At 46.9% G+C, this 24,000-nt stretch carries 13 protein-coding genes; all 13 read right to left on the minus strand.

Annotated elements, in window-relative coordinates:
• Nucleotides 1–3 precede the first annotated feature (3 nt).
• Nucleotides 4–978: an ABC transporter ATP-binding protein gene (locus ACQ5DJ_RS00790; protein ID WP_429840768.1), complete on the minus strand. Its 975-nt coding sequence runs from the start codon at nt 976–978 to the stop codon at nt 4–6.
• Entirely contained in the window at nt 975–2,021 is a 1,047-nt protein-coding gene (locus ACQ5DJ_RS00795) for an ABC transporter ATP-binding protein (protein WP_429840769.1), read from the minus strand. Before ACQ5DJ_RS00795 ends, ACQ5DJ_RS00790 begins: the two co-directional genes overlap by 4 nt.
• Complete coding sequence (locus ACQ5DJ_RS00800) at nt 1,997–2,977, minus strand: ABC transporter permease (protein WP_429840770.1); 981 nt, start codon at nt 2,975–2,977, stop codon at nt 1,997–1,999. Before ACQ5DJ_RS00800 ends, ACQ5DJ_RS00795 begins: the two co-directional genes overlap by 25 nt.
• The gene (locus tag ACQ5DJ_RS00805; protein ID WP_144619054.1) at nt 2,974–3,945 is read right to left on the minus strand and encodes an ABC transporter permease; all 972 of its coding nucleotides are present in this window, start codon (nt 3,943–3,945) and stop codon (nt 2,974–2,976) included. Before ACQ5DJ_RS00805 ends, ACQ5DJ_RS00800 begins: the two co-directional genes overlap by 4 nt.
• An 85-nt stretch (nt 3,946–4,030) precedes the next feature.
• On the minus strand, nt 4,031–5,776 hold the full coding sequence (locus ACQ5DJ_RS00810) for a peptide-binding protein (RefSeq protein WP_429840771.1): 1,746 nt from the start codon (nt 5,774–5,776) through the stop codon (nt 4,031–4,033).
• 209 nt (nt 5,777–5,985) lie between these two features.
• A complete protein-coding gene (gene ltaE, locus ACQ5DJ_RS00815) occupies nt 5,986–7,041 on the minus strand; it encodes a low-specificity L-threonine aldolase (RefSeq protein WP_429840772.1) in 1,056 nt (351 codons plus the stop codon).
• Nucleotides 7,038–8,294, minus strand: a complete 1,257-nt coding sequence (locus tag ACQ5DJ_RS00820) for an ATP-grasp domain-containing protein (RefSeq protein ID WP_429840773.1) — start codon at nt 8,292–8,294, stop codon at nt 7,038–7,040. Before ACQ5DJ_RS00820 ends, ltaE begins: the two co-directional genes overlap by 4 nt.
• A complete protein-coding gene (locus tag ACQ5DJ_RS00825) occupies nt 8,269–9,321 on the minus strand; it encodes a PLP-dependent cysteine synthase family protein (protein WP_429840774.1) in 1,053 nt (350 codons plus the stop codon). The genes ACQ5DJ_RS00820 and ACQ5DJ_RS00825 overlap by 26 nt, the downstream gene beginning before the upstream one ends.
• Nucleotides 9,311–10,837 (minus strand): argininosuccinate lyase, encoded by a 1,527-nt coding sequence (locus ACQ5DJ_RS00830; protein WP_429840775.1) that lies wholly within the window; start codon nt 10,835–10,837, stop codon nt 9,311–9,313. Before ACQ5DJ_RS00830 ends, ACQ5DJ_RS00825 begins: the two co-directional genes overlap by 11 nt.
• Before the next feature lie 52 nt (nt 10,838–10,889).
• Complete coding sequence (locus tag ACQ5DJ_RS00835) at nt 10,890–12,161, minus strand: MFS transporter (protein ID WP_429840776.1); 1,272 nt, start codon at nt 12,159–12,161, stop codon at nt 10,890–10,892.
• Between the two features lie 90 nt (nt 12,162–12,251).
• The gene (locus tag ACQ5DJ_RS00840) at nt 12,252–13,151 is read right to left on the minus strand and encodes a kinase (protein ID WP_429840777.1); all 900 of its coding nucleotides are present in this window, start codon (nt 13,149–13,151) and stop codon (nt 12,252–12,254) included.
• Nucleotides 13,152–13,183: 32 nt separating this feature from the next.
• Nucleotides 13,184–21,946 (minus strand): amino acid adenylation domain-containing protein, encoded by an 8,763-nt coding sequence (locus ACQ5DJ_RS00845; RefSeq protein ID WP_429840778.1) that lies wholly within the window; start codon nt 21,944–21,946, stop codon nt 13,184–13,186.
• A gap of 18 nt (nt 21,947–21,964) precedes the next feature.
• The gene (locus ACQ5DJ_RS00850) at nt 21,965–23,992 is read right to left on the minus strand and encodes a condensation domain-containing protein (protein WP_429840779.1); all 2,028 of its coding nucleotides are present in this window, start codon (nt 23,990–23,992) and stop codon (nt 21,965–21,967) included.
• Nucleotides 23,993–24,000: the final 8 nt, after the last annotated feature.

Raw genomic sequence — 24,000 nt, forward strand, 5'->3', positions numbered from 1 at the left:
TCTCTATGCTAAAGGGAAATGACACGCGACCTGTCGATCCTGGCCTACCTCAATCAGCTCGGGAATCTCCTTGCTGCATCTCTCCTGCGCCATTGGACAACGAGGATGAAAACGACAACCTGACGGCGGATTGGCCGGAGATGGTACATCCCCTTGCAGAACGATCCGCTCTTGTCGCCGATGCGGAGTAGGCTTCGGAATCGCCGACAACAATGCCGCCGTATACGGATGCATTGGCTGTGCAAACAAGTCATCCGTTCGTGCAATCTCCACCATTTTCCCCAAGTACATCACGCCTACCCGATCAGAAATATGGCGTACCACATTCAGACCATGCGCGATAAATAGATAGGTCAGCCCCATCTCTTTTTGTAATTTCATCATCAGGTTCAAAACCTGTGACTGTACCGACACATCCAGTGCAGAAACAGCTTCATCCGCCACAATAAACCGTGGCGAGAGGGCAATCGACCGTGCAATACCGATCCGTTGCCGCTGTCCTCCAGAAAACTCATGCGGATACCGATTTCTCCTCGAAGGATCAAGCCCCACCAGACTCATCAGCTCGACTACCCGTTCATCCATTTCCTTTGCAGATGCACGCAGATGAACCCGTAACGGCTCTCCAATAATATCACTTACCAAGAATCGTGGATTCAACGAACCAAACGGGTCTTGAAAGATAATCTGCATATCCCGTCTCAGCTTCAAATTCTCTTGTCTGTTCACCTGATGAATATTGGTTCCGTCAAACAGCACTTCTCCGCTCGTCGCCCCTTGCAAATTCAGCACAACACGCCCTAGCGTCGACTTCCCGCAGCCGGATTCTCCTACGAGACCGAATGTCTCCCCTGGCCGAATTCCGAAAGATACATCATCTACGGCTTTTACATGACCGATGACACGGCTCAACAGGCCAGCCTTGATCGGAAAATACTTTTTGATTTGTTTTGCTTCGATCAAATATTCCCGGTTCATTGGCGGTTCACCTCTGCTTTGCTTCCAGCGACTGAATTGGCACGCTGATTTATTCTGAAGTGATTGCCGACATCTTCATTCAGCCAGCAAGCCACTTGTTGTCCCGTAACAACCTCACGCAAGATGGGTTCCTCTTTCCGGCATTTGTCAATCGCATGCGGACAACGTGGGTGAAAACGGCAGCCCGTCGGCAATTGGGTAATGCTCGGGATGGTGCCTTGGATGGTGTACAATTCTCCGCCGCGCTCCCCTTCAAATCCGGGAATGGACTGCAGCAAGCCAATCGTGTAAGGATGACGGGGCTCGTCAAATATCCGTTCGACCGTTCCTTCCTCCACAATCGTTCCTGCATACATCACCGCGATACGATCCGCCATCTCTGCTGCTACCCCCATGTCATGGGTGATCAGCAAAATCGACATGCCCAATTCCTTTTGCAGCCGTCTGAGCAAATCCAAAATTTGCGCCTGAACCGTTACATCAAGAGCAGTAGTTGGCTCGTCTGCTATCAGCATTTCCGGTTTGCAGGCCAAGGCCATCGCGATGACAACACGTTGGCACATCCCACCAGACATTTCGTGCGGGTACTGTTTCACTCGTACTTCCGGAGCTGGGATCCCAACCAGACGAAGCATCTCGATCGCTTTTTTGAACGCATCCGACTGGTTCATATTTTGATGCAGCATCAAGCTCTCCGCAATTTGATCGCCTACCGTAAACACCGGATTGAGAGCCGACATCGGGTCTTGGAAAATCATCGCGATTTTGTTCCCGCGAATGTGCATCATTTCATCCAAGTTCTTTGCCGCCAGATCCTGACCGTGAAACATGACATTCCCACTCTGAATAAATCCGCCCGCATAATCTATCAGTCGCATGACCGCAAGTGACGTCACACTCTTTCCACTGCCGGATTCCCCTACCAAGCACACCGTCTGTCCTTTGCCAACGTTGATGCTCACTCGATCCGTGGCCTTGACCGTGCCGTCATCCGTAAAGAAGCAAGTGGTCAAATTTTTTATTTCGAGGATGTTGCGTTCCACTTGTTCAGCCTCCTTTTCGGGTTCTTCTTTTTCTTCCGTGGGTCGAATGCATCGCGGATGCCGTCTCCAACGAAGTTAACCGCTAGCACCACGAGCAAAATACAAAGTCCAGGATAAAGTGCTTGCAAAGGATCGACCAGCATGAATTCCTGTGCCTTGCTGAGCATTAATCCCCAGCTTGTTTCAGGCGGTTGAATCCCCAAGCCTAAATAAGAGAGACCTGACTCTGACAGAATGGCCGAACCAACCATGAGAGTCGCGTACACAATGATGGGAGCCATTGCATTGCGTACCAGATGACGCGTAATAATGCCCCAGTGCGAAACGCCAATTGCTCTCGCTGCTTCTACATACTGCATTTCCCGTAGCTGCAAGAACTGCCCGCGCACTAGACGTGCCACACTTGTCCAGCTCGTCAGCGACAAAATCAGAATCATGTAGATAAATTCCGCTCCGAAGAGAGCCAGAACCAGAATGTTAAAGAACAGACTCGGAATGGAGTTCATCACGTCCACGAGACGCATGAAGCAAGTATCAATCCAGCCGCCGAAATAACCAGAAATCGCTCCAATCAGCGTCCCAATGACAACCGCAGCAAAAGCAACGCTGAAGCCGACCAGCATGGACACCCGGCTGCTATGAATGAGGCGGGACAAGATATCACGACCGAGCTCGTCTGTTCCGAGCACATGCCCTTCTGTTCCAGGAGGCAGATTGGTAATCATAAAATCAACCTTTGCCGGATCATGCGGTGCAACCCAATCGGCAAACACAGCAATCCCAACAAAAAACAGCAGTACGATCAGCCCACCAACAGCATATGGATTTCGCATAAACTTTTTGCCCGCTGTTGCAAAGAGCCCAGGAGGTTTTTGACCAACAGGATTCGTCGGTAATTGTCCACTTGGTCTATTTGGTTCGACCACAGTGTCGTCTTGAAGCTGCACTTGACTCATGCTGCCTTGCCTCCTTTTCGTCCAAGCTGTACGCGAGGATCAACTAGTGCGTAGATTAAATCTGCCAACAGATTTCCGATAATCACCATAAGCGAAATCAGCAACGTGATCGACATCAACACAGAATACTCACGCGCTACAGCCATTTCCACAAACAGGCGCCCCATGCCTGGCCAGTTAAATACACTCTCTGTCAATGCTGCACCTGCTACCAGAGTCGGCAAATCCAATCCGATGATCGTCACAACAGGAATCAGTGCGTTCCGCAGAGCATGGCGGAAAATAACGCGTCTTTCCTTCATCCCTTTGGCACGTGCCGTCCGAATATAGTCCTGCTCCAAAACCTCCAGCATACTGGCGCGTGTATATTTGACATAGGCTGCGATGTTCACCAGTGTTAACACCGTAACTGGTAGAATCAAGTGCAAAATGAGGTCGCTTACTTGTCCCTCTTTCCCCATCGTGTACATGTCAGATAGTGGGAGCAGATTCAGCTGCATCGCGAAATACTGCTGTAGCATAATCCCAAACCAGAAGGTCGGCATCGCGAATCCCAGATAGGCAACGATGGAGGCGATCTGGTCAGATAAACCGTATTGTTTTGTGCTGTTGTAGATCCCCCACGGGATGGCGATCAGCATGGAAAGCCCCCACGCTACAGACATGAGCACAAACGTATTCCAAACCGTCGGCCACAAAATATCACCAACAGGAACGTTATTTTTAAAGGTATGGCCCAAATCTCCTTGCAGCAAATTACCGACCCATTTCATGTATTGAATATAGACTGGCTGATCCAACCCCATATTCTTCATTTGGATGAGCTGTGCTTCAGGAGACATTCCCGGTGAGAGCATGACTTTTAGCGGTCCTCCGGGTGCTGCATGCATGAGTCCGAACGAAACCACTGTGATCAAAAATAAAACAAGCACGGCTTGTAGTACGCGGCGTACTAAATATTCAGTCAATCAGCATCCTCCTTTCGTTTGAAAGGGGAAGGGACATAAGGCTGCCCTTCCCCCTTTTCATTTTGCTAACCGCTACCAGCCGAGCTTATTTTTTGGTATCGTCGATCCACCAGTTCAGGAAGCCAAAGGTCTCCCCATATGGAATCATGGATACTGGTTTAAACTCATCCTTATATTTGACGCGAGAAGTCATGCCTCGTGGCGTTCCGTACTGATACATGAATACGTATGGCAGGTTCGTCGAGATTTCTTTTCCGACTTCTTTATAGATCGCTGCGCGCTCCTCTTGTTTAACCGTGGATACAGCTTTTTCCCAAAGTGCATCCAGCTTCGGATTGTCGTACCAGCCAGCGTTGTTGCCAGGCGGGAATGCCTTTTTCCCGAAAGTAGAAATTCCATCTGGATCCGGGTCAGACAATTGCCATCCGAGTAACAGAACCTGGAATTTACCAGGGTTGGCATACTGATCGACAAGAGCCGAGAAGTCTAATGCTTTTGGCTTCGCTTCAATTCCGATCTCTTTCAGGTTTTGCTGAATAACAACTGCTGCCTGTTCACGACGACTGTTCCCCGAGTTGAAAATGAATTCAAAGGAGAACCGATTGCCATCTTTGGCAAGGATTCCATCTGACCCGGCTACCCATCCGTCTTCTTTCAGCAATTGTTTTGCTTTCTCTGCACTATATTCGTAATGGACTGCTGCATCGCCCGGGTCTGCCCATGTACCTGGCAGGAACGGTGCATCCATAATTTTTCCGGTTCCTTTCAAGATATTGTCGATAATACCTTGACGATTGATTGCGTGGGCAATGGCCTGACGCGTTTTTTGACCTTCAAACAACCCGTAGTTGTTCGGGAAGTTCTTCTTGTCGAAGTTGAAGGCAAAGTATTCATAGCTAGGACCTGGCTCCGTCGAGATATTGATCGTTCCTTTCGCCTTCACCGCTTCGAGCTGCGTGACAGGAATGGAATCTACCAAGTCAACGTCACCTTTCATCAGAGCCTGTACTTGTGTGTTTTGATCCGCATAGATTTTGTACACAACCTTTTTGATATGCGGCTTCTTTTCGCCCCAGTAATCTGGGTTAGCATCTAGCACATGGAATTCCTTTTGTTTCCACTCTGACCATTTGAACGGTCCTGAAGTTGGCGTCTTGGCTGGATCTTTTCCGTAAGAATGTGCTTGTAATTCTTTAAACGGTACGTCTTTCAACACGTGGGCTGGTGCCAACTTTTGCATTAATCCAAAAGCAAACGGAGCGTACAATTGAGCCAATTTGATTTCTACGGTGTAATCATCCAGTTTTTTCATCTCTTTAACTTTGTCGTATTTCGTAATTTCTGGTGATCCAGTCTCAGGAGTTTTGATGGCATTAATGGTAAATATCAAGTCGTCTGCCGTGATTGGCGTTCCATCCGACCATTTCGCATTATTCTTCATCTTGATTGTATAGGTGAGGCCATCTTCGCTTATTTTCGGCAGCTCAGCTGCAAGGGACCAAGGGTAAACCGCTAAATCAAATGACGGGTTCCGATTGTACAAGTACGCCTGGGTGTACTCCATAACGTCGCCGGATGCCGTGTCATTTCCGAAAATCGGATTGATGGTGACGATGTCGGATGTCGTAGAATGCGTGAACGTTCCACCGTCTACTGGCTTCTCATCATCCGTACTGGTCGCCTGAGGAGCTACCTGCTCCACCGGTTTCTTTGCTGGTGCTGGTGTTGCAGTTCCTGGCGAAGCATTGTTCCCGCTTGAGCAACCGACCAACAGCGCGCCGGTTAACGAGAGCAACGCCAACGGCTTCAACCAACCTCTCCCTTTTTTCAAATCATATCCCCCTCTTTCAAATGTTTTTCAAGCCTTTTCCATAACGGGTAATACATACCAAGGCCTGTCTTTTTAATATTAAATAATTTTCTGTTATTTGAAAATATTTTCCCTTTAAAATATTTAAAAAAATCAGATGATTTTATATTCTTTTATAAACCTTCATAATAAATCCCCCTTCAAATGAAGAGGGAGCGTACAGGTCTGCTCTACACAGTTTGGAACTGCAACAGTTCACGTACAATGCTTAGCGCCTTGTCGATATCCGCTGTCTCAATACCGGAATGAGTCACCGCGCGAATTCTGCCGTGACCGAGCTCAGCTACGCGCAGACCATGTGCTTGCGCTGCTTCTACGAAGCTCTGCCACGTATGGATTGGGTGTTCTATCCGGAAGAACACAATATTGGTCTCTACATCTTCCACATGAGTCACGATTCCTGGAATCTCCGCCAGACCACGTGCCAAACGAAGGGCGTTTGCGTGATCGACTGCCAATCGATCCGTCATCTGCTGCAAGGCAACCAGACCTGGCGCTGCAATAATCCCAGCCTGGCGCATACCACCACCCAGCATTTTGCGAAGACGATACACTTTTTGAATAAAGTCCTCAGTTCCCACGACAAGGGAACCAATCGGTGCTGACAACCCTTTCGACAGACATATTTGCACGGAATCCGCATAACGTGCAATCTCTGCCGCATCCACGTCAAGAGCAACTGCCGCATTGAACAAGCGTGCACCGTCCATATGAACGGGCACAGCCTTTTCGTTTGCAAATGCACGAACCTCTTCCAAATAAGACAGCGGTAGGACACGTCCCCCCATCCGGTTATGCGGGTTTTCTAGGCAGATCAGGGAGGGCAATGCGAATTGTGGATCTTCTGGCTCCAACGGAAAGACCCGTTCCATATCAGCGATGTCCAACCTTCCATCTGGTTGCGTCGGAATCGGCTCGTACATAATGCCACCGCACACAGCCGCGCCACCCGCTTCGTAGATGTAAATGTCGGTCTCATTGCCTACAATTACTTTCGAGCCACGAGGACAATGCGCCATTAAGGATGCCAGATTGGCCATCGTTCCACTCGGCATGAGAATGGCTGCCTCTTTGCCCAGCTTCCGGGCCGCTTCTTGCTCCAATTGACGAACCGTAGGATCCTCCCCATACACATCGTCACCGAGTACCGCCTCTTGAATTGCATCCATCATCTGACTTGTCGGCAAAGTGAATGTATCGCTTCTCAATTCTATCAACGGTTTCATACCCCACTCTCCAATTGCTGACCTACTTGTACCTTTAGGTTGTCATTTACCTGTTGGATCAGCTCGGCGGTCTCGCTGTAATGCTTGCCTTCCACGATGACATAGCCGAGACGATGTGAGAAATTTTGCGGAGGCTGGACATTTTGCCCGATTTTCGCATGAATCGCTACTTCAGCAATCCCCGGTAGGTTTCGAACGGTATCCATTCCATGTATCCCGCTAAAGGTTCCCTGACTCTCAGACACGAGAAAATGAATGCCTGCATATCGTTGCACTTCGATTGTTTGAGACAATTCAGGCGCAAGTCCAGCCGCACACCGAATCTGTTGCAAAAGCAGATCAATCCCCGTTGAACGGCGAACCAACTCTGGAATCATTCCACCGGCAAGCCTTGCGTTGACTTCGATGACAACACAACCTGCTGATGTCCACTTCACTTCTGTATGGGCAGCACCGAACTGGTAGTTCACCGCCGCTAGCGCCCTTTCCACTGTTCGCTCGATCTTCTGCTTCTCTTCTGCCGACAGTGGTGCAGGGAAAATATGCCCTGCTTCCACGAAAAATGGATATCCCGTTAACCGTTTCTGCGTAATGCCGATGACAAAGCATTGCCCTTGCCATGAGAACGTCTCCACGCTAAATTCAGGACCCTCGACATACTGCTCCAGAAGAACTGTTCGGGCTGTTTCCTGGCCGCGCGCATTGTACTTGATCGCAAGAATTTCCGTTGCCATTTGCTCCACTTCATCCCAGCTAAAGCACAGCCGTACGTTATTCGACCCGCTATCATCAGCTGGCTTCACCACGCAGGGCAGAGAAATGGAAGAGCGCGCTTCCATCAATGCCTCCATAGAGTCTATTGCCACAAATTCAGGCTGAGACACTTGATACCCCTGAAGCTTCTCGCGAAATATCGCTTTATTGCGGCAGGCCTCAATCGCCTCCAGCGAATTGCCTGTCCAACCGAATTTTCGGGCCAGCTTGGCTACCGATTCGAGGTAATAGTCGCTTGTCGACATGATTCCAGCTATCTCTCTGCCTTCCTTAATCACTTGTGCTACACTGTCAGTCAGCTCTGCTTGAGAATTCGTATCTGTCACGACTACGTGACATTCCAACTCATTTAAACCATGATAACGTTCAGGCTTCTCTGTGAAAAATACGGGCGTAAACCCCAATTCGCGCGCCTTTTTAATAGCGAGCATACCTGTCCCCGTCGTATTCGCTTCAACGAACAGAAAGTGTTTGTTCATTCGGATACATCCCCATTAATTTAGAATAGGACCAACTAGTTACGACTGTCTTTGGTTCCACACATTGTGGCGTATCTGGCAGGTTCATTTGCATCAGACCTTTGCTCTCTCGGTAAGAGTCGCTATAAATCGTATCGATATAACGATCCCCTCGATCCGGCATAATAGCCACGATATTGCATTCACTCCCGACTTGGTTCGCTAACCAGTTGGCTACGGCGTACACGGAACCCGAGCTGTTACCAGCAAAAATATGCTCATTTCGGGCCAACTGCAGCGTAGCGGCAAATGCCTCCGCATCGTTCAACCAATGCACTTCATCGATCACGGAAAAGTCTACATTCTTGGCGACCAAACTGTTTCCCAAGCCACCTTGTAGTCGCGTAGGCTGATCGGGCTGTCCGAATATCACACTCCCCGCTGCATCAACCGCCACGACGCGCAGATCCTTACAATGACGCTTCAGTTCTCTGGCTGTCCCGGACAAGGAGCCTCCGCTGCCGACTGCACCAACAAGCACGTCAATTCGTTCGAGGTCTTGCATCAACTCGGATGCCAGCGCAGCATATGCACGCGGATTTTCCGGATTCTCGTATTGTCGAGGCCAGAACGCTCCTGGATACTCCCTCATTAATTCTTGGAGTCGTTCCAGTCTGGCGCTTTGCCATCCTTGTTTCCCCATCTGCGAAACTACGTGAACATGGCAGCCAAGCGAAGTCAACTTGGCATAGGTAATAGGGTCAATTCTCGGATCAGTCACGATGTGTACGTCATGCCCAAACTGGCGCCCAACCAAGGCCAAGCCACACGCCAACGTTCCTGACGAGCTTTCGATAATTGGCATGCCCGCCTGAAGCTCTCCTGACTGTATCGCTGCCAAGACCGATTGCTTAGCTACGCGATCCTTCATACCGAACGGGTTCATTAACTCGAGCTTTGCATATACAGAACCGACTGCTCTTTCATCAAGCCTCAGCTTGACCAGAGGGGTATCCCCGATTGTATCTGCCAGCTGTTCATACCGCATCTACGCTCACATCCTTTCCTCGCTTGCCAGAAAGTAGCCTCTTCATTACCCTCTCCCGCCTTTCTTCGATCGCCTGCAATTGCCCTTGTCGATCTTGCCACTCCCGTTGCAGCTTCTCTCCATGCTCCCTCTGTGCCTTCAGCATCTGCTGTACTTCTTCCGGGTTCGTGGAGCCCGTTGATTTCTTCGCGTACAAGCCCCCCTGCACATCGAAGGAAGCAGCGAGGAGCGCAGCCGTATCCGATACTTGAAAGCCAGCTTCCGCGCAAGCTTCATCGAGTAGCCGTGGATCTCCTGGCTCCGGCGATACACCGTGTTCCAACGCGCTAACGATGTATCGGCCTGCGATTACCTGGGCTGTGCGATACGGAATCTCATGCTCCAACGTCAACAAATTCGCAAGAGTAAATCCTCCAAAAAAGTCCCGTTTACATATATGGAGCAAACGATCCTCATTGAATTGCAAATGATCAATCACCGCTTTTAATAGGCGCAGCAACGTTTTGGTTTGTTGAAACAACGTCAGAAGATGTGTGCCTGCCTCTTTGGACGTCTCTACCAAATTCGTGAAAGCTGTATTGCGCTGACCTAGCACCATATCCATATAAAATCCGGTAAGATGCGCACTCTTCCCCCGGATACGCTCCAGGATCGGAAAGTTTCTTTTCTGTGGCATGGCAGAAGATATTCCGGAAAGCTCATCCGGCAATTGGAGGAAGTTCATTTCGCTGCTGCCCCATTGGATCAAATCCGTTGTAAACCGGGAGACCAATACTGAGAAGGTGGACAGTTCTCCTGCCAACCTCAAAACCCATTCCCGAGACGCGACCGCCGACAACGCACTCATTCGAGGCTGTCTGAACCCGAGCAGCTTGGACAACCGTTGACGGTCCCACGGCAGTTCTACCCCAGCCATGGCCCCTGCCCCAAGCGAGCACTGATTCATATCGTCATAGATTTGTATCCATCGATTCATGGCTTGCAAAAATTCACCGTTAATAGAGGAAAGATAGAATCCAGGGGTAATGATTTGTGCGGATTGGTAATGCGTATATCCTGGCATGGGAACCGAACGATATCGAACAGCCAGTGTATGCATTGATTGAATAAGCTGTCCCAATTCCCCCATCGTCTCCAGCCATTGCGCACGACCAAACATTGCTTGGGCGCACGCTTGAACATCATTGCGGCTGCGATCCATATGCCAACACGGTACTGATCTCGGGAGCAAACCTTCGATATATCGCTCGAGGGCAAAAGAGATATCAGACATGTTCCGTCCAGGGTCAGGAGCTATTGTTTCTGGTGTAGCACCCTGAAGTGCCTGTGCGATAGGCAAAGCGTCCTGTCGTGTAATCAAGCCCATTCTGACATATTCCAAAAGCATGGCGAATTCAATCTGAATATACCCAGGCAACAAGTGATCGACTTCATATTTGAACTGTGGTTCCAATACTTCATCATGCAAGAGGCGGCTTGGTGTCGAAGCAATTCTGCCCGTTAATTTTACACTCATGCAAAAAATACACCTCGCTTCCGACTGAGTAACGATCCAACTAGGAGTTGCACTAAAGAGAGATTCCCCCTGATTTCTGTTCCGCATAATCGTAGTGATGTTCTTTTTTCATTCTCAAGTGTGGATTCATCAACATGAGAACCACAACGAGAAGTCCCGCTCCGCCAATCATTCCAAATATCGTAAAGATGGAAACAAGACCAGTAGTCAGACCTACCAGGAAGACGGAGACTGGCATGGCGCACAAAACCATTACACTGATCAAGCTCGATGCTCTTCCCAAGACTTCCTTAGGCACCATCAAGGTGATCAACGTACTCATTTTGATATTGACGAATGCCGAGCCTATGCCATTCACGAATACACATATGACTTGCCATACAAGTGGAATGCCAAACGCAAACATTCCGATTCCGATACTGAACAGACTAATGCCGCAGCAAATGTAAATAATCGCATCATATCGATTCAAATAATTAATACATAGCGACCCAAGCATAATCCCGATAAAAAAGCTGATCTCGAGCATGGCCAATTCGGTAACATTAGTAACGACCAGTGGCAGCAAGATCGCTTCTGGAGCGGTCAAAAAATTGAGGATGGTAAAATAAATCATGCAGTTTCGCAAAAAATCATGTTTTGTAATCGCATGAATTCCATCCTTCAAATCCGTCATGATCATCTTCGCTGTAAACTCATTGACAGAAGAAATGACCAGTTCCCTCTCGTTAATCCATAAAATAATCAGTGCACCTAACAAATAGGTGACGACATTCAAAATAAAAGCATATTCCATTCCAAACGCGATCAACCCCGCTGCCAATGCCGGAGCCGCCAACCCGACAATCGTTTGAATCATCTGCGATAAACTTTGGGCTTGCGTCATATGTTGTTCGGGAACCAGCGTCCGTATCGCTACCGTGAGTGCTGGCCTGAAGAAGGCACTGACCGTGGTCAGCAAAACGGCAATGATGATCAGTACAGCAGGATGCAGCATGTTAAACAAGAACAACAGAACGATACATAATAGGAGCGCAGCTCTTAATAAATGGGAAACGACCATGATCCTCTTTTTATTTCCTCGATCAACAAAAACTCCCGCGAACAATCCGAATATGATCAATGGGATGGTCTCCGCTGCCAATAAAATCGACATTAACAAAGGACTTTCCGTCAAAACCTTCATTAGCCAAATAAGCGCTAATCGATACACTCCATCTCCCATATTCGAGACAAATTGCGAGAAGATTAAATAGCGATAACTTTTCAAGCCAAGTAACACCCGAAAAGATACCTTTTCATTAACGCTTACTGGCTGTTCCATCTCGATAATCCACTCCCAATACAAACGAAATCAATTTTTGGGGAAGATGACTTCCGAGCATGCCAGAAGCCATCTCTTGGATCTGATCCTCTATGTGTGGTACACATGCACTTCTTTATTCAATTCACTTAACCATCTATACCCCAGTTCCAGCTTTTGATAGAAGTCTGGCTCTTCTTTCAACAATAAAATACCGAGGCTGGTCCCACTATGTGCCACAACAGTACCTAATCCTCCAATTTTCTCGTTGATCTCCATGACTTCCGACAATAATTTTTTGGGCAGAATCTTTTGATTCAAGATCGCACTTCTGGACGACACGGCACCTATCGTGTGGACATCTCTTTCTCTGATCGCTTTCGTAATTTTTTGTAACAGCACGCTGTACTCCATCTTTTCTTCTTGGGTATAGGGCTTTGTTTGCTTATTGAACTCAACGGTATCGATGGTTCCTCCCTCATCAATACTTAAAATGCATAATGCCGGCAGTTCCCCGATGTATTCTCGCAATCTGACTTCTTTATGATAGTAAGAAACAGAACCCTCATACATAACGCCATCCGTCGGCTCAATACTCGACAAAAACCACTCTAGTAAGGAAGGCTCGATGTTTATATCGAAACAATCTCCAACCGCTCTGGAGGCAGCCACCAAATCTGCTGATGAGCTTGCCAAGCCTTTTCCAACCGGAAGTTCAGAGTTGATCTCTAAAATTCCACCTGCCGGCAATCCATAATGCTGAATGATTTTTTCCACCAACCTTTTTGATTTTTGCTTGGAGCGTGGCACGATGACGATCTCCTGTAGGGTTGGAATCGAATAAAAAGTAGCGTAGGATGCATTTTTGATAGGCAAAGTCACCAGAAAATCCAGATTATTTTCCTCTAGAATCCCCTGCAGAAGTTCCCCAAAAGTACCGATAGATACACCGATTCCTACGTCATTCGTATTAGGAAAACGACTAATGGAACTAGTCTTTATCATGCTCATAGTGGCCCCCCGTTTACACGAATATGATTTGGTTACATGATGATCGCTTCCGCAGGACGATAGCGCTTCATGAAATAGTCAAAAAATTCTATTTTGTTGAATTGACTTTTATTTGTACTAACAAAGACTCCCATTTGTTTTTCTGGCAGGAACCACATAAAGGAGTTAAAGCCTATGACCTCGCCTGCCTTCGCCAAAATATTCTCATGTACGTATTCTGGGTGGAATTTTACTGTAAATCCATACCCTGTATATGTTCCTTTTGGATGAGGTACTGATTTACTGGAGAACATTTTGTCTAACGAATCTGCCTCTAAAATTTTGGCTTTGCTATCAGCGCCTCCATGTAAGAGAGCCAGCATAAATGTGGCGATATCGTGCCCTGTGGAGAGCATGCTGCCGTCTGGTGAGATTGCAGGGCTGAAATCGTATTTTTGCACGGCCTGATTTTCCAGATCATAGCCTGTGGCCATTTTCGCCTCTAATTCTGGTTGGAGTAGAAAACTGCTGTCTGTCATTTCGAGAGGCGTAAAGAAATGCTCTCTTGCATAGCGATCAAAGGAAACTCCCGTAACTCTTTCCACAAGATAACCCGCCAGCATAAAGGCAAAATTCTCATTTCCATATTGTTCGCCAGGTTTGTAAATCACGGTTGGCATATAGCGGTGAATATACTCTTGTAACGTTAGGGAGTCACGCCCGCCAAAATTATAGCTTTGATCATTTCCCGCGTCTGGCGAGTCAAACCCTGTTGTGTAACTGAGTAAATGTTCTACCGTGAGTGGGCCCTCAGCCCTTCTCGGTATTTCAACATCGAGGTATTGCTGAACATCCTCGTTCCATCCAATTAGACCCTGCTCCACTAGCTTCATAATGGCAGCGACTGTTACAAGTTTGGAAATCGAACCTACCTTGACTACGGTTTCATCTGCACTCATAGGCACTTTTTCTGATAGATTGGCGTATCCGTAAGCTTTCTTTACTTTCACTTGACCGTGTTGGACTACCACTGCTATTGCACCAGGAAGATCATCCATCGTAGAAGAGTCGAAAAATCCGTCTATTACTGCTTCGAAATCTACCCATTCTCCAGCGACTTCGTGGTCAGGATTGTTGCGCAATTTCATCATGCAGTGTTGGATGACTTCCCTTAAACTATCCTGGAGGCATGCAGTAAGTCGTTCGATCGTTTCCGTTTTATATTGTGCCTCGCTGTAAGCTACCATAAAGTGAAAGCTTCCATTCAACACCACGCACTCAATGTCAATCTTGCATTCCCGGGACTGCTCCAGACTCATGGATTCTCCACCTGAGAATGTGGACAATTGAATGTCGTCATCCTTTTCTTTTCGATCCATATCAAATTGTCCCAAATAATTAAAACTGACCTCAGGATGTACATTCATGGTGGTGCTTGGCGATTTTGCGGACAAATATTTCAATACACCGTAGTGAATCCCTTTATGCGGTATTCGTCGCACATCTTTTTTGATTTTTGGAAGAATAGCTGACGGATTCATTTCGTTCCCGACATCTACCATCACTGGATACTCACTAGTGAACCATCCTACTGTACGGTTAATGTTCAGATCTGGTAGAATCGATTCCCTACCATGCCCTTCCATATTCAAGACGACGCGATCGATATTTGCCCATTTTTTAAAGCCCATTCCAATAGCAGCCAACAAAAGTTCATCGATTTCTGTCTGATAGGCACGATTGGCTTGTTTTAGCAATTCCTCGGTTTGTTGCTGATCCATCGTGACCGTTTTCGTCCTGGTTGTTTTCCGAAGCGGTTTTTGCTCATCATAATCCGTTGGCAACGATTGGGTGTCTCTCTCCTCGATTCGATTCCAATATTCACGCTCTTGCTCGAGCCTTTTGCTATTGGCATACTCGTTCAATTGTTGCGCCCATAATTGGAAGGAATCACTTTTTAAAGGTAAACGAATCTCTTCGTTACGGAGGAGCTGCCCATAAGCTGTTTTGAAATCGTCGATTAAAATGCGCCATGATACTCCATCTACGACTAAATGGTGAACAGCAATAAGCAAGTGATCGCCATCCGTGCATTGGAATAACCCAAGCCTCATTAATGGGCCATCAAAAATGTTCAGCCTCGATTGAATATCACTGCATTTCAAGTCCATCGCTTGTTCGATTTCAGACTCATTTTTGTTTAGATAGTCCCAAATCTCCAGGCTATACATGTCGCTAGTGTTGACGCCTCGATTATAAGCCTCATAGCCAGTCTCGGTTTGGTGGAAAATCATTCGTAGTGCATCATGGTGCTGTACGAGCTTATCGACGACTTTGCGAACCATTTCCTCATCAAACCGCTCTTTGCGGTAGAACACAAAAGATTGGTTATAGTGATGGAGATGCTGACTATGTTCTTGCATCAACCAATGCTGAATCGGGGTCAGCGGTACAACGCCTTCCATATCCTTCTGGTCAATTTTTCGATTCATCGGTTTCAGTTTTGTACTCAGTTCTGCGATCGTTGGATATTTGAAAAGATCTCGAATCTCCATCTTGTATCCCAAAGCTGCTAATTGCGATGAAACTTGAATCGATTTAATAGAATCGCCACCAAGTTCAAAGAAATGATCCAAAGTCCCAATCTTTTTCTCATGTAAAACGTCTTGCCACACAGCCACCAATAACTTCTCGGTGTCCGTTTGGGGCTCCACATATTCCATATCACTCTGCAAGACGATGTTGATATCCACTAACGCTTTTCGATCAATCTTTCCATTCGGCGTTACTGGTATTTCATCTAGCTGAACAAAATGGGATGGGACCATAAATGCCGGTAACGACTTCCGCAACGATTCTCTCAATACGTTCGATTCCACGGCTTTTGCAGCTACATAGAATGCAACCAGCCTTTTTTGCCCAGATTCATCCGCTCTTGCGATAACGACCGCGTCGCGAATATCGCCCATTTTTCGTAATTCCGCTTCGATTTCTTCCAATTCGATTCGATTCCCACGTATTTTCACCTGATTATCCAATCGCCTTAAAAATTCGATATCTCCGCTGGGGAGCCATCGAGCCATATCCCCTGTCTTATACATGTTTTCGCCGATACAAAACGGATTGGGAACGAATTTTTCATTCGTCAAATCTGGCCGCTTGAAATATCCTTTTCCTACCCCCAAGCCACCAATATACAGTTCTCCTGAGACACCCACAGGCTGCACATGAAGATTGGCGTCCAGAATATACATCTTCACCCCTGGCAAAGGCTTGCCAATCGGCAAAAATTTGTAATCTTGCTGTTTATCTCTTTCATAATAGGAGGAATCAATGGTAGCCTCTGTCACTCCATAGCTGTTTAAGATTCTCATCGTGCTTCCGTATCGATCGACAAGCTTGTGAAAGGCATGTAACGGGCATTGATCCGAGCCAAGAATCAATATTTTCATGAAGTCTAGGTTGAGCCCATTTTCATAGAGATAGTCCATGAAAGGAATCACCAGGACAGGAGTCGATTCAAACAGATTAATCTCATGCTTTTCCATCAGGTGGTAAAGGCGCTCCAAATCCACTCTCGCATCTTTCGGGCAAATAACCAGTTTCCCACCGTTTAACAGACATCTCATATAATCACCGGTAAACACATCAAAAGAAAAACTTGCCCATTGCAAACTCCTGACGGGGAATTCGTCCAGCTTGTATTCTTGTTTCCATGCCTGCGCAAGCGAATGAAGCTGTCGGTGTTCAATCATGACTCCCTTTGGCGTTCCCGTAGTGCCTGATGTATATATCACATAGGCAAGCTGATCAAACTGAACAGGTAACCCCAGATTCGTGTTCTCCTGGTGATAGGACTCCTCATCGTCAAGCATGATCATTTTTTTGTCAGCATTCACTTTATTGCGTACCGATTGATGCAGCAGCAACACTTCTGCTCCCGAATGTTCCAGCATGTACCGTATACGCTCTTCCGGATAATCAGGGTCAATGGGGACGTAGGCTCCACCCGCTTTCACAATCGCCAATACGCCCACAATCATCTCTATGGAACGTTCTGCGATGATCCCCACCAATTGATTTGCACGAACGCCCTCAGCTACCAATGTCCGCGCCAGCTGATTCACCCGTTTATTCAGTTCTGCATAAGACAGTTCTTGCTCTTCAAAAGCGAGAGCAATGCGATCCGGGGTTCTCTCTGTTTGCTCCTCGAATAGCTCGATGATCGTTCTATGCTCATCCCCATTGGTAAAAGAAACTTCCTTATATACTGAGATCATTGCCTGTTTTTCTTCCACTGACAACAGTTCGATATGCTTGAAATGAATATCTGGTAGATTGGCTACCTGTTCGATGATGTTGCCCAAATATGTGAGCATCCGTTGAACCGTTTCTGACTTAAATAAATCCGTGCGATATTCGACAGTCAAACCCGCTCCGTTTTCTATATCCATGCATACGAGCGATAAATCGAAATTCGTCATGGAATTATAGGATTCAACAGCTGTCATTTCCAAGCCATTTATTTTATTTTCCTCTTCCGTTTTTTCGATATATTGGAACATAAAAGAAAAAATAGGATTGCGGCTAACATCTCTTTCCGGATTAATTTTTTCGACCAATTTATCGAATGGATACTCATGATGCATGTAAGACTCCAGTGCTTGCTGGCGCCAAACGTGCAACGCCTCGATGAAGGTATGCTCCTGGTTGACTTCCAGTCTCAAAGGGAGTGTGTTAATAAAAAATCCAATGACCTGTTCAATATCCATGTGGTTCCGGCCAGCCTCCGGAGTACCGATGATGATATCCTGTTGATTGGTCAACTTGGACAACCAAATGCCTATTGTTGATAAAATCACCATAAACATGGATGCATCATGTTGCTGAGCAATCTCTTTCATACGGCTAAACGTTTTTTCCGGAATTTGATAAGATTCCGTTGCCGAAAAATACGTTTGTACAGGCTGTCGCTGGAAATCTGTCGGCAAGTCCAATACGGGAATCTCTTTTTCGAATGTCTTCAGCCAATACGCTTCTGATTCCCCCAGCTCTCCATGATGAATCGAATGATTTTGCCAGACTGCATAATCTTTATACTGGATGCTCAATTCCCGCAATTCGGGGTCTATCCCTTGATGCAAGGATTCGTAGATGGTGCCCAAATCCTTCATCAATATCCCCCATGACCATTGATCACTGATCATGTGATGCATGTTCATTAACAATACGTATTTTTCTTCCGCAGCCTTGCATAACTTCACCCGGAACAAAGTATCCCTGTCAAAATCAAAGCTGGTTTCCGTCTCTTGTTGGATAATCAGATTAATCGCTTCTTGCTTCGACGCTTCTGACTCCTTGGTAAGATCGACAAATGCATAGGTGAAGTCATTGCTCGGCAGCACCTGTTGAACGGGGCGTCCGTCTCTTAACAGGAATTTTGTTCGCAACACTTCATGTCTTTTCACCAGCAACCCGAGTGCCTGATGTAGGATACGCTCCTTCAATGGCCCCGTGATATGGTAGATCGTCGGCATATTATAAGCCGTATTCTCAGGCTCTAGCTGCTGAATGAAAAACAATCTCCTCTGCGCATGTGACACCGGGTAATACGCTTGCTCTGTTGCCTTCGGGATCGTTGATCGATCATGTTGCGCATGGAGCTCACCTGTGGACAGGTCTTCCTCGTGATGAAACAGAGAGGATAACTCCCGAATGGTTCGATGCTCGAATAAGTCCTTGATGGTAGCTTCTATGCCCAGCTCTCTTTTCATGCGCAAGCGAACCTGAATGGTTTTCATAGAATGCCCGCCAAGCTGGAAAAAGTCATCGTCGATCCCAATGTCCTCTATGTTTAGCACAGTACGCCAGATAGCTGCCAAGCTTCGTTCCAGATCGTTGCGCGGAGCGACGAATGCTTCTGGCTTCTTTTGAATCACGTCTGTCTCCGGTAATGCTTTTTTGTCTACTTTTCCGTTGCGATTCAGTGGCATCGCATCCAGAATCATGATCCGCTCTGGAATCATATATTCCGGCAAGATCGTTCTGAGATAGGCTTGCAGCTCATGTTCACTCTGCTGTTCATGCATGACCACATAGCAAACAATTCGGTTCTGCCCATGTTCATCTTCCCGTGCAACCGCTACACACTGTCTCACCAGCGTGTGCCGTAAAAGGGCATTTTCTATCTCGCCGAGCTCTATGCGATGTCCGCGTACTTTTACCTGAAAATCTGCCCGCGTAACAAATATGAGTCTCCCATTAGACAAATAACGTCCCAAATCTCCTGTTTTATACAGCCGTTCTTTTCTACCCTGCAAAAATGGATTTTGTGAAAATGCTAGCTCAGTGCGTTTGGCATCATGGAGATACCCCCGCCCTACGCCAGTTCCAGAAATGTAGATTTCCCCGACGCAACCAACCAGAACGGGACGCATCCATTTATCCAGCACATAGTGCTTCATATTGGCGATCGAGCTTCCCAAGGCCACATAAGGATAATCATCATGCGCATACGAACGATCAATGATTTCATGCATCGTATCATCTGAGCACTCCGTAGCTCCATACGTGTTCACTACAATCACATCGGGATACAGGCTTTGCCACTTTTTGCACAGGGTAACTGGCAATCCCTCTCCGGTAGAAATCATGTATTGCAATTGTGGCAACGCATGCTGTTCCGCTGGAAGAGTCAGTGCAGCATTGTGTAATGCTTCTATCATCGCTGGTACCATCTGAATCACGGTGACACCGTCTCGATTCAAGGCTTGGAGCAATGCATCCGGATCAGTTGCCGTCTCGTTGTCGTAAATCACCAGCCGTCCCCCTGCCATCAAGGGAGCCAGGAATTGCCACACCGATATATCAAAGCAATGGGAAGCATTCTGCGCTACGATGCTGTCTTTATTCAGTCCAAGGACATCCATTTTGGCGTATAGATGATTCAGCATGCCGCTATGCTCGATCATTGCCCCTTTTGGCAGACCAGTGGAGCCTGAGGTAAAAAAGACGTTTGCCAAATCATCATGCGTATTGATGATCTCTGGATTCGATGTATCCGATGTTTGCAAGGAAGAGATATCCGGGCTTGACCCGTCCCCTTTGTTCAGGCAAAACACGACTGGCTTGTGGTCCAAGTTGTCTGCCAAGGTCATGCTGCGCGCTTGGAAACGCGCCTCGGTCAGTAAGATCTTCGCCTTGCTGTTATCAAGAATCGTAAGGAGTCGTTGATCGGGATGGGTTGTATCAAGCGGGACATAAGCCCCTCCTGCTTTCAGCACAGCCAGAATGCCTATCAGCATGTCGATGCTTCTCTCTGCAAATAGGCAAGCAAGATCATTTCGGCCAAAACCTTGTCTTCGCAACCAATGCGCCAATCGGTTCGAATCCTCATTCAATTCCCGGTAGGTGATGGATTGCTTCTCATCGATAGCAGCAATAGCGTCAGGGGTACGCTTGACCTGCTCTTCTATGATTTGGTGCGCAAATTGCTCCATACTACGATTCGACGTGGCGAAATTCCCCATCACCTTCGTCATGATCTCTTGCTCTTCATCCGTCACGATGTTCAGATCGCTAATGCTCCTGTCTGCCTCTGAGCAGACTTGCTCGAGCATATGGATGTAATGGGACTGCAATCGTTCCAAATCGCTCGTAGAGGACGCATTCATATGGAAAATTTGAATCTTGATGAACTGCCCGACCGTCACCACTATCTCCACTGTTTGGAGGCCGCCGCGATAAAGCATGGCAGATTCCTGGTGATCTTCTGCACCATTCCGTATCGTCAGTGTCGTTCCAAATATAGAATCAGTTTCTCGGACGCCTGCATAGTTACGGACCATGTCTAGTGTGGCCATTTCATGTTGCTGTAGTTGTTCCCAGCTTTCCTGGACTTCCTTTACCACATCACGCACTTTTTGATTTGCTTGCACGGTCTGGAAAACAGGCAGGCTGTGAGCCAGTGGCCCAATAATGGAATTCGCCTCTTTCCATGTTTCAGGTCTGCCAGAAACGGTAACGCCAATGACCAGCTTGTCCTCGCCACTGTACATATTCTCCAGCAAGAACCAAGCAGCCTGAAAGAATGCCTCAATGGATACACGCTGCTCGAATACCATGCTTCTGATGGATGTGGTTAACGCTTCGGAAAGAACAGCGTTGCAACTGATCGGATGACTTGCTTCCTTCTGTGCTCCTTGCACTGGATAAAACACAGTCTCGCTTTCATAGCCTTGGAATTGATCTGCCCAAAAGCTTTTAACTTTGGAGCCATCTTGGCTCGACTCCCAAGCAACGTACTCTTTGAATGAGGCCCGCTGGTCAACAGATGGCTGATTACCCCGTACCCGATTCAGCCATTCCGCTACAAGAAACTCGCGACTGGCATCGTCCATACATAATGCATGATGGGTCCAGATGAGGATGGCTTGGTTGGCGTCCATCTGCAAAATCGATACCCGGATTAATGGCCCCTCCTCATACGAAATGGGCTCCTGATGGGATGTAAGTGTAGAGAGATACACTTGCTCCTGCTGTTCAGGAGATAATTCCCGTACATCGTGCCAGTCAATGGGAATGGGTAGCTCCTTCAATACGACTTGTACATGTTTATTTTTGAGCTGCCGGAAAACCGTTCGCATCACCGGCGTCTGGCTGACTAATTCCTTCCACGTTTCTTGAACGCGTTCCGGTTCGAGACGGTGCTCGATGAGGTAGCGCATGGTTGTAATCTTGTCAGGACGTAATAATTGCTTTTGCACCATGGAAAGCTCTATGACTTCCAGTACGTTCTCTTTTGTTAAATGCTTCAAGCCAGTGCACCTCTTTCGCTACAGAAATAATTGTTCAAAATCATCACTGGTCAGGAATTGGCTGTTCAGATGACTGACAATCTCGCGGATTCTTTGATGCGGCTCGGCTGTCACACTTTCCAACAAGTATTCGTATTGGGTGCAGATCCGTTGCACAGTCTCCCTCTTGAATACATTCGATTTATAGGTAATGGCGCCATTTATGTGGTCGTTAGATTCATGGATGCGGAATTGAAAATCAATCGTGGAGGGATATTTATTCTTACTCTTTTCAAATAAGAGTTGAGGCTCATGTGTTTTAGGAAAGGACGCTTGATGATAATGGGCTTCTTTTAACTTGCTTTGTATTTGTAAAACCAAATCGCCAAGTAGTGGATTGCCTGACAGATCAGCTCGTAAAAGAAAGGCGCTTGGGACATTCTCGCTCTCGTCCCACCCCGCACGAAATGCCAAAGCCAAATCCTCCTTCTCAGTTTCTGCATACAAAAGTATGAGAAATACGGTCATGAATATCGCATAGGGAGAGGTATCCCAAACTTCAGCCAGATGAGATATCCCAGTCTCCCGCAAGCATGCCCATTCAAACGCCTCTTGCTCGAACTTTATTGGGTCGGTAGTAAGCGGGATGACGTCCTCCGGCAATATTTTGAGGGAAGGTAGAGCGGAAAGACTCTCCATCCAATCAACGGGCTTGCCTGCATGTGCAGGGATGTTTTCGCAGTCATTTCTCAAAAGTGAAAGACTGGTGCATTCAAAGTCAGCAACCCATTTGGCAATGGTTTCTTCATCCAAAATATCCGAATTGTATTCGAATCCCGCCAATATGTCATGATCGTTGTCCTTTTCAACGACCAAACATAAATCATACTGGGATACATCCTTGCCAATTGGATAGGTGCTTACGGTAAGACCATGGCTATCAAAAGTATTTTGCGCATTGCCCAGCATAATGGCTGCATCCTGCTTAATCGCTTTTTGATGGACGAAAGCCGTTGAAAAAAAGGAAGCATATTTTTTATCACGCTCATATTGCAAGTCAGCTGTAATCAAAGAGATGGGATAGTTTTGATACTGTGAACATAATGACAACTCTTCATGAATCAGCTTTGCCAACTCACGCAGCGAGCTGTTCTTAGGAATTTTGATTCGCAGGGGAAGCATCACCATACACGGTCCCATGATCGTATGAAACTCTCTTTTTGGCCTGCCGTATCTCGGTACGCCAACAATGATGTCGTCTTGCCCAGCTATCCGATAAAGAAAAGCACTAAAAAGGGATAAATAAATGACATCCGTAGGATATTTGTGATGTTTATGATAAGCAATCAGCTCATCCCGAAGTTCGCGGGTAAACGTAAAGAACGATATCCCCCCTGTAAACGAAGGGGTACTAGGTCGCTTTTTATCTGCCGGTACTTCTACCCTCTCAAGAGTTCCGCCCAATTTCTTTTTCCAAAAAGCTCTCGCAGCTTCGCCTTCTTGGCTGGCAATGTAATCCTGTTCCCACTCCACAAAGTCCGCGTATTGGTGCTTTTGTGGTTGCAACTCGTGATCATTGCCCGTGATCAGTAGTTGGTAGATCATCGTAAATTCATCGAGCGTGAGCGAAACACTCCACCCATCAAAGCAGATATGGTGATATTTGAAACATAAAATACTGCCGCCTTCTTTATAATCTAGCAATCTGCAACTGAATAACGGCCCTTCTTCCAGCGTAAAAGGCTTGCTGAACTCCTGATTACAATATTCTCTAATCATCGTGTCGTCCCAGGTAGTGGCAGACACATGTTCAAAATCTAATACGGGCTCGCTATATACTTTTTGGATGGGCTCGTCTTCCAAAACAAAAATGGAACGATAGATTTCGTGGCGTTTCACGATTTCGTAAAGAGCACGGATCGTAACCGATACATCCAATCGACTTTCGAAGTGGAACAGATACTGCTCCTGATAATATGGACTCATTGGATAGACCAAATAGTGTAGATAGTAATCTTTTTGAGCCTCAGATAGAGGGATGGTTTTGATAAAAGTTTTATCCATCATTCGTAGTC

The organism is Brevibacillus sp. FIR094 (genome assembly GCF_050477165.1).
In the GTDB taxonomy this organism is placed as follows: Bacteria; Bacillota; Bacilli; order Brevibacillales; family Brevibacillaceae; genus Brevibacillus.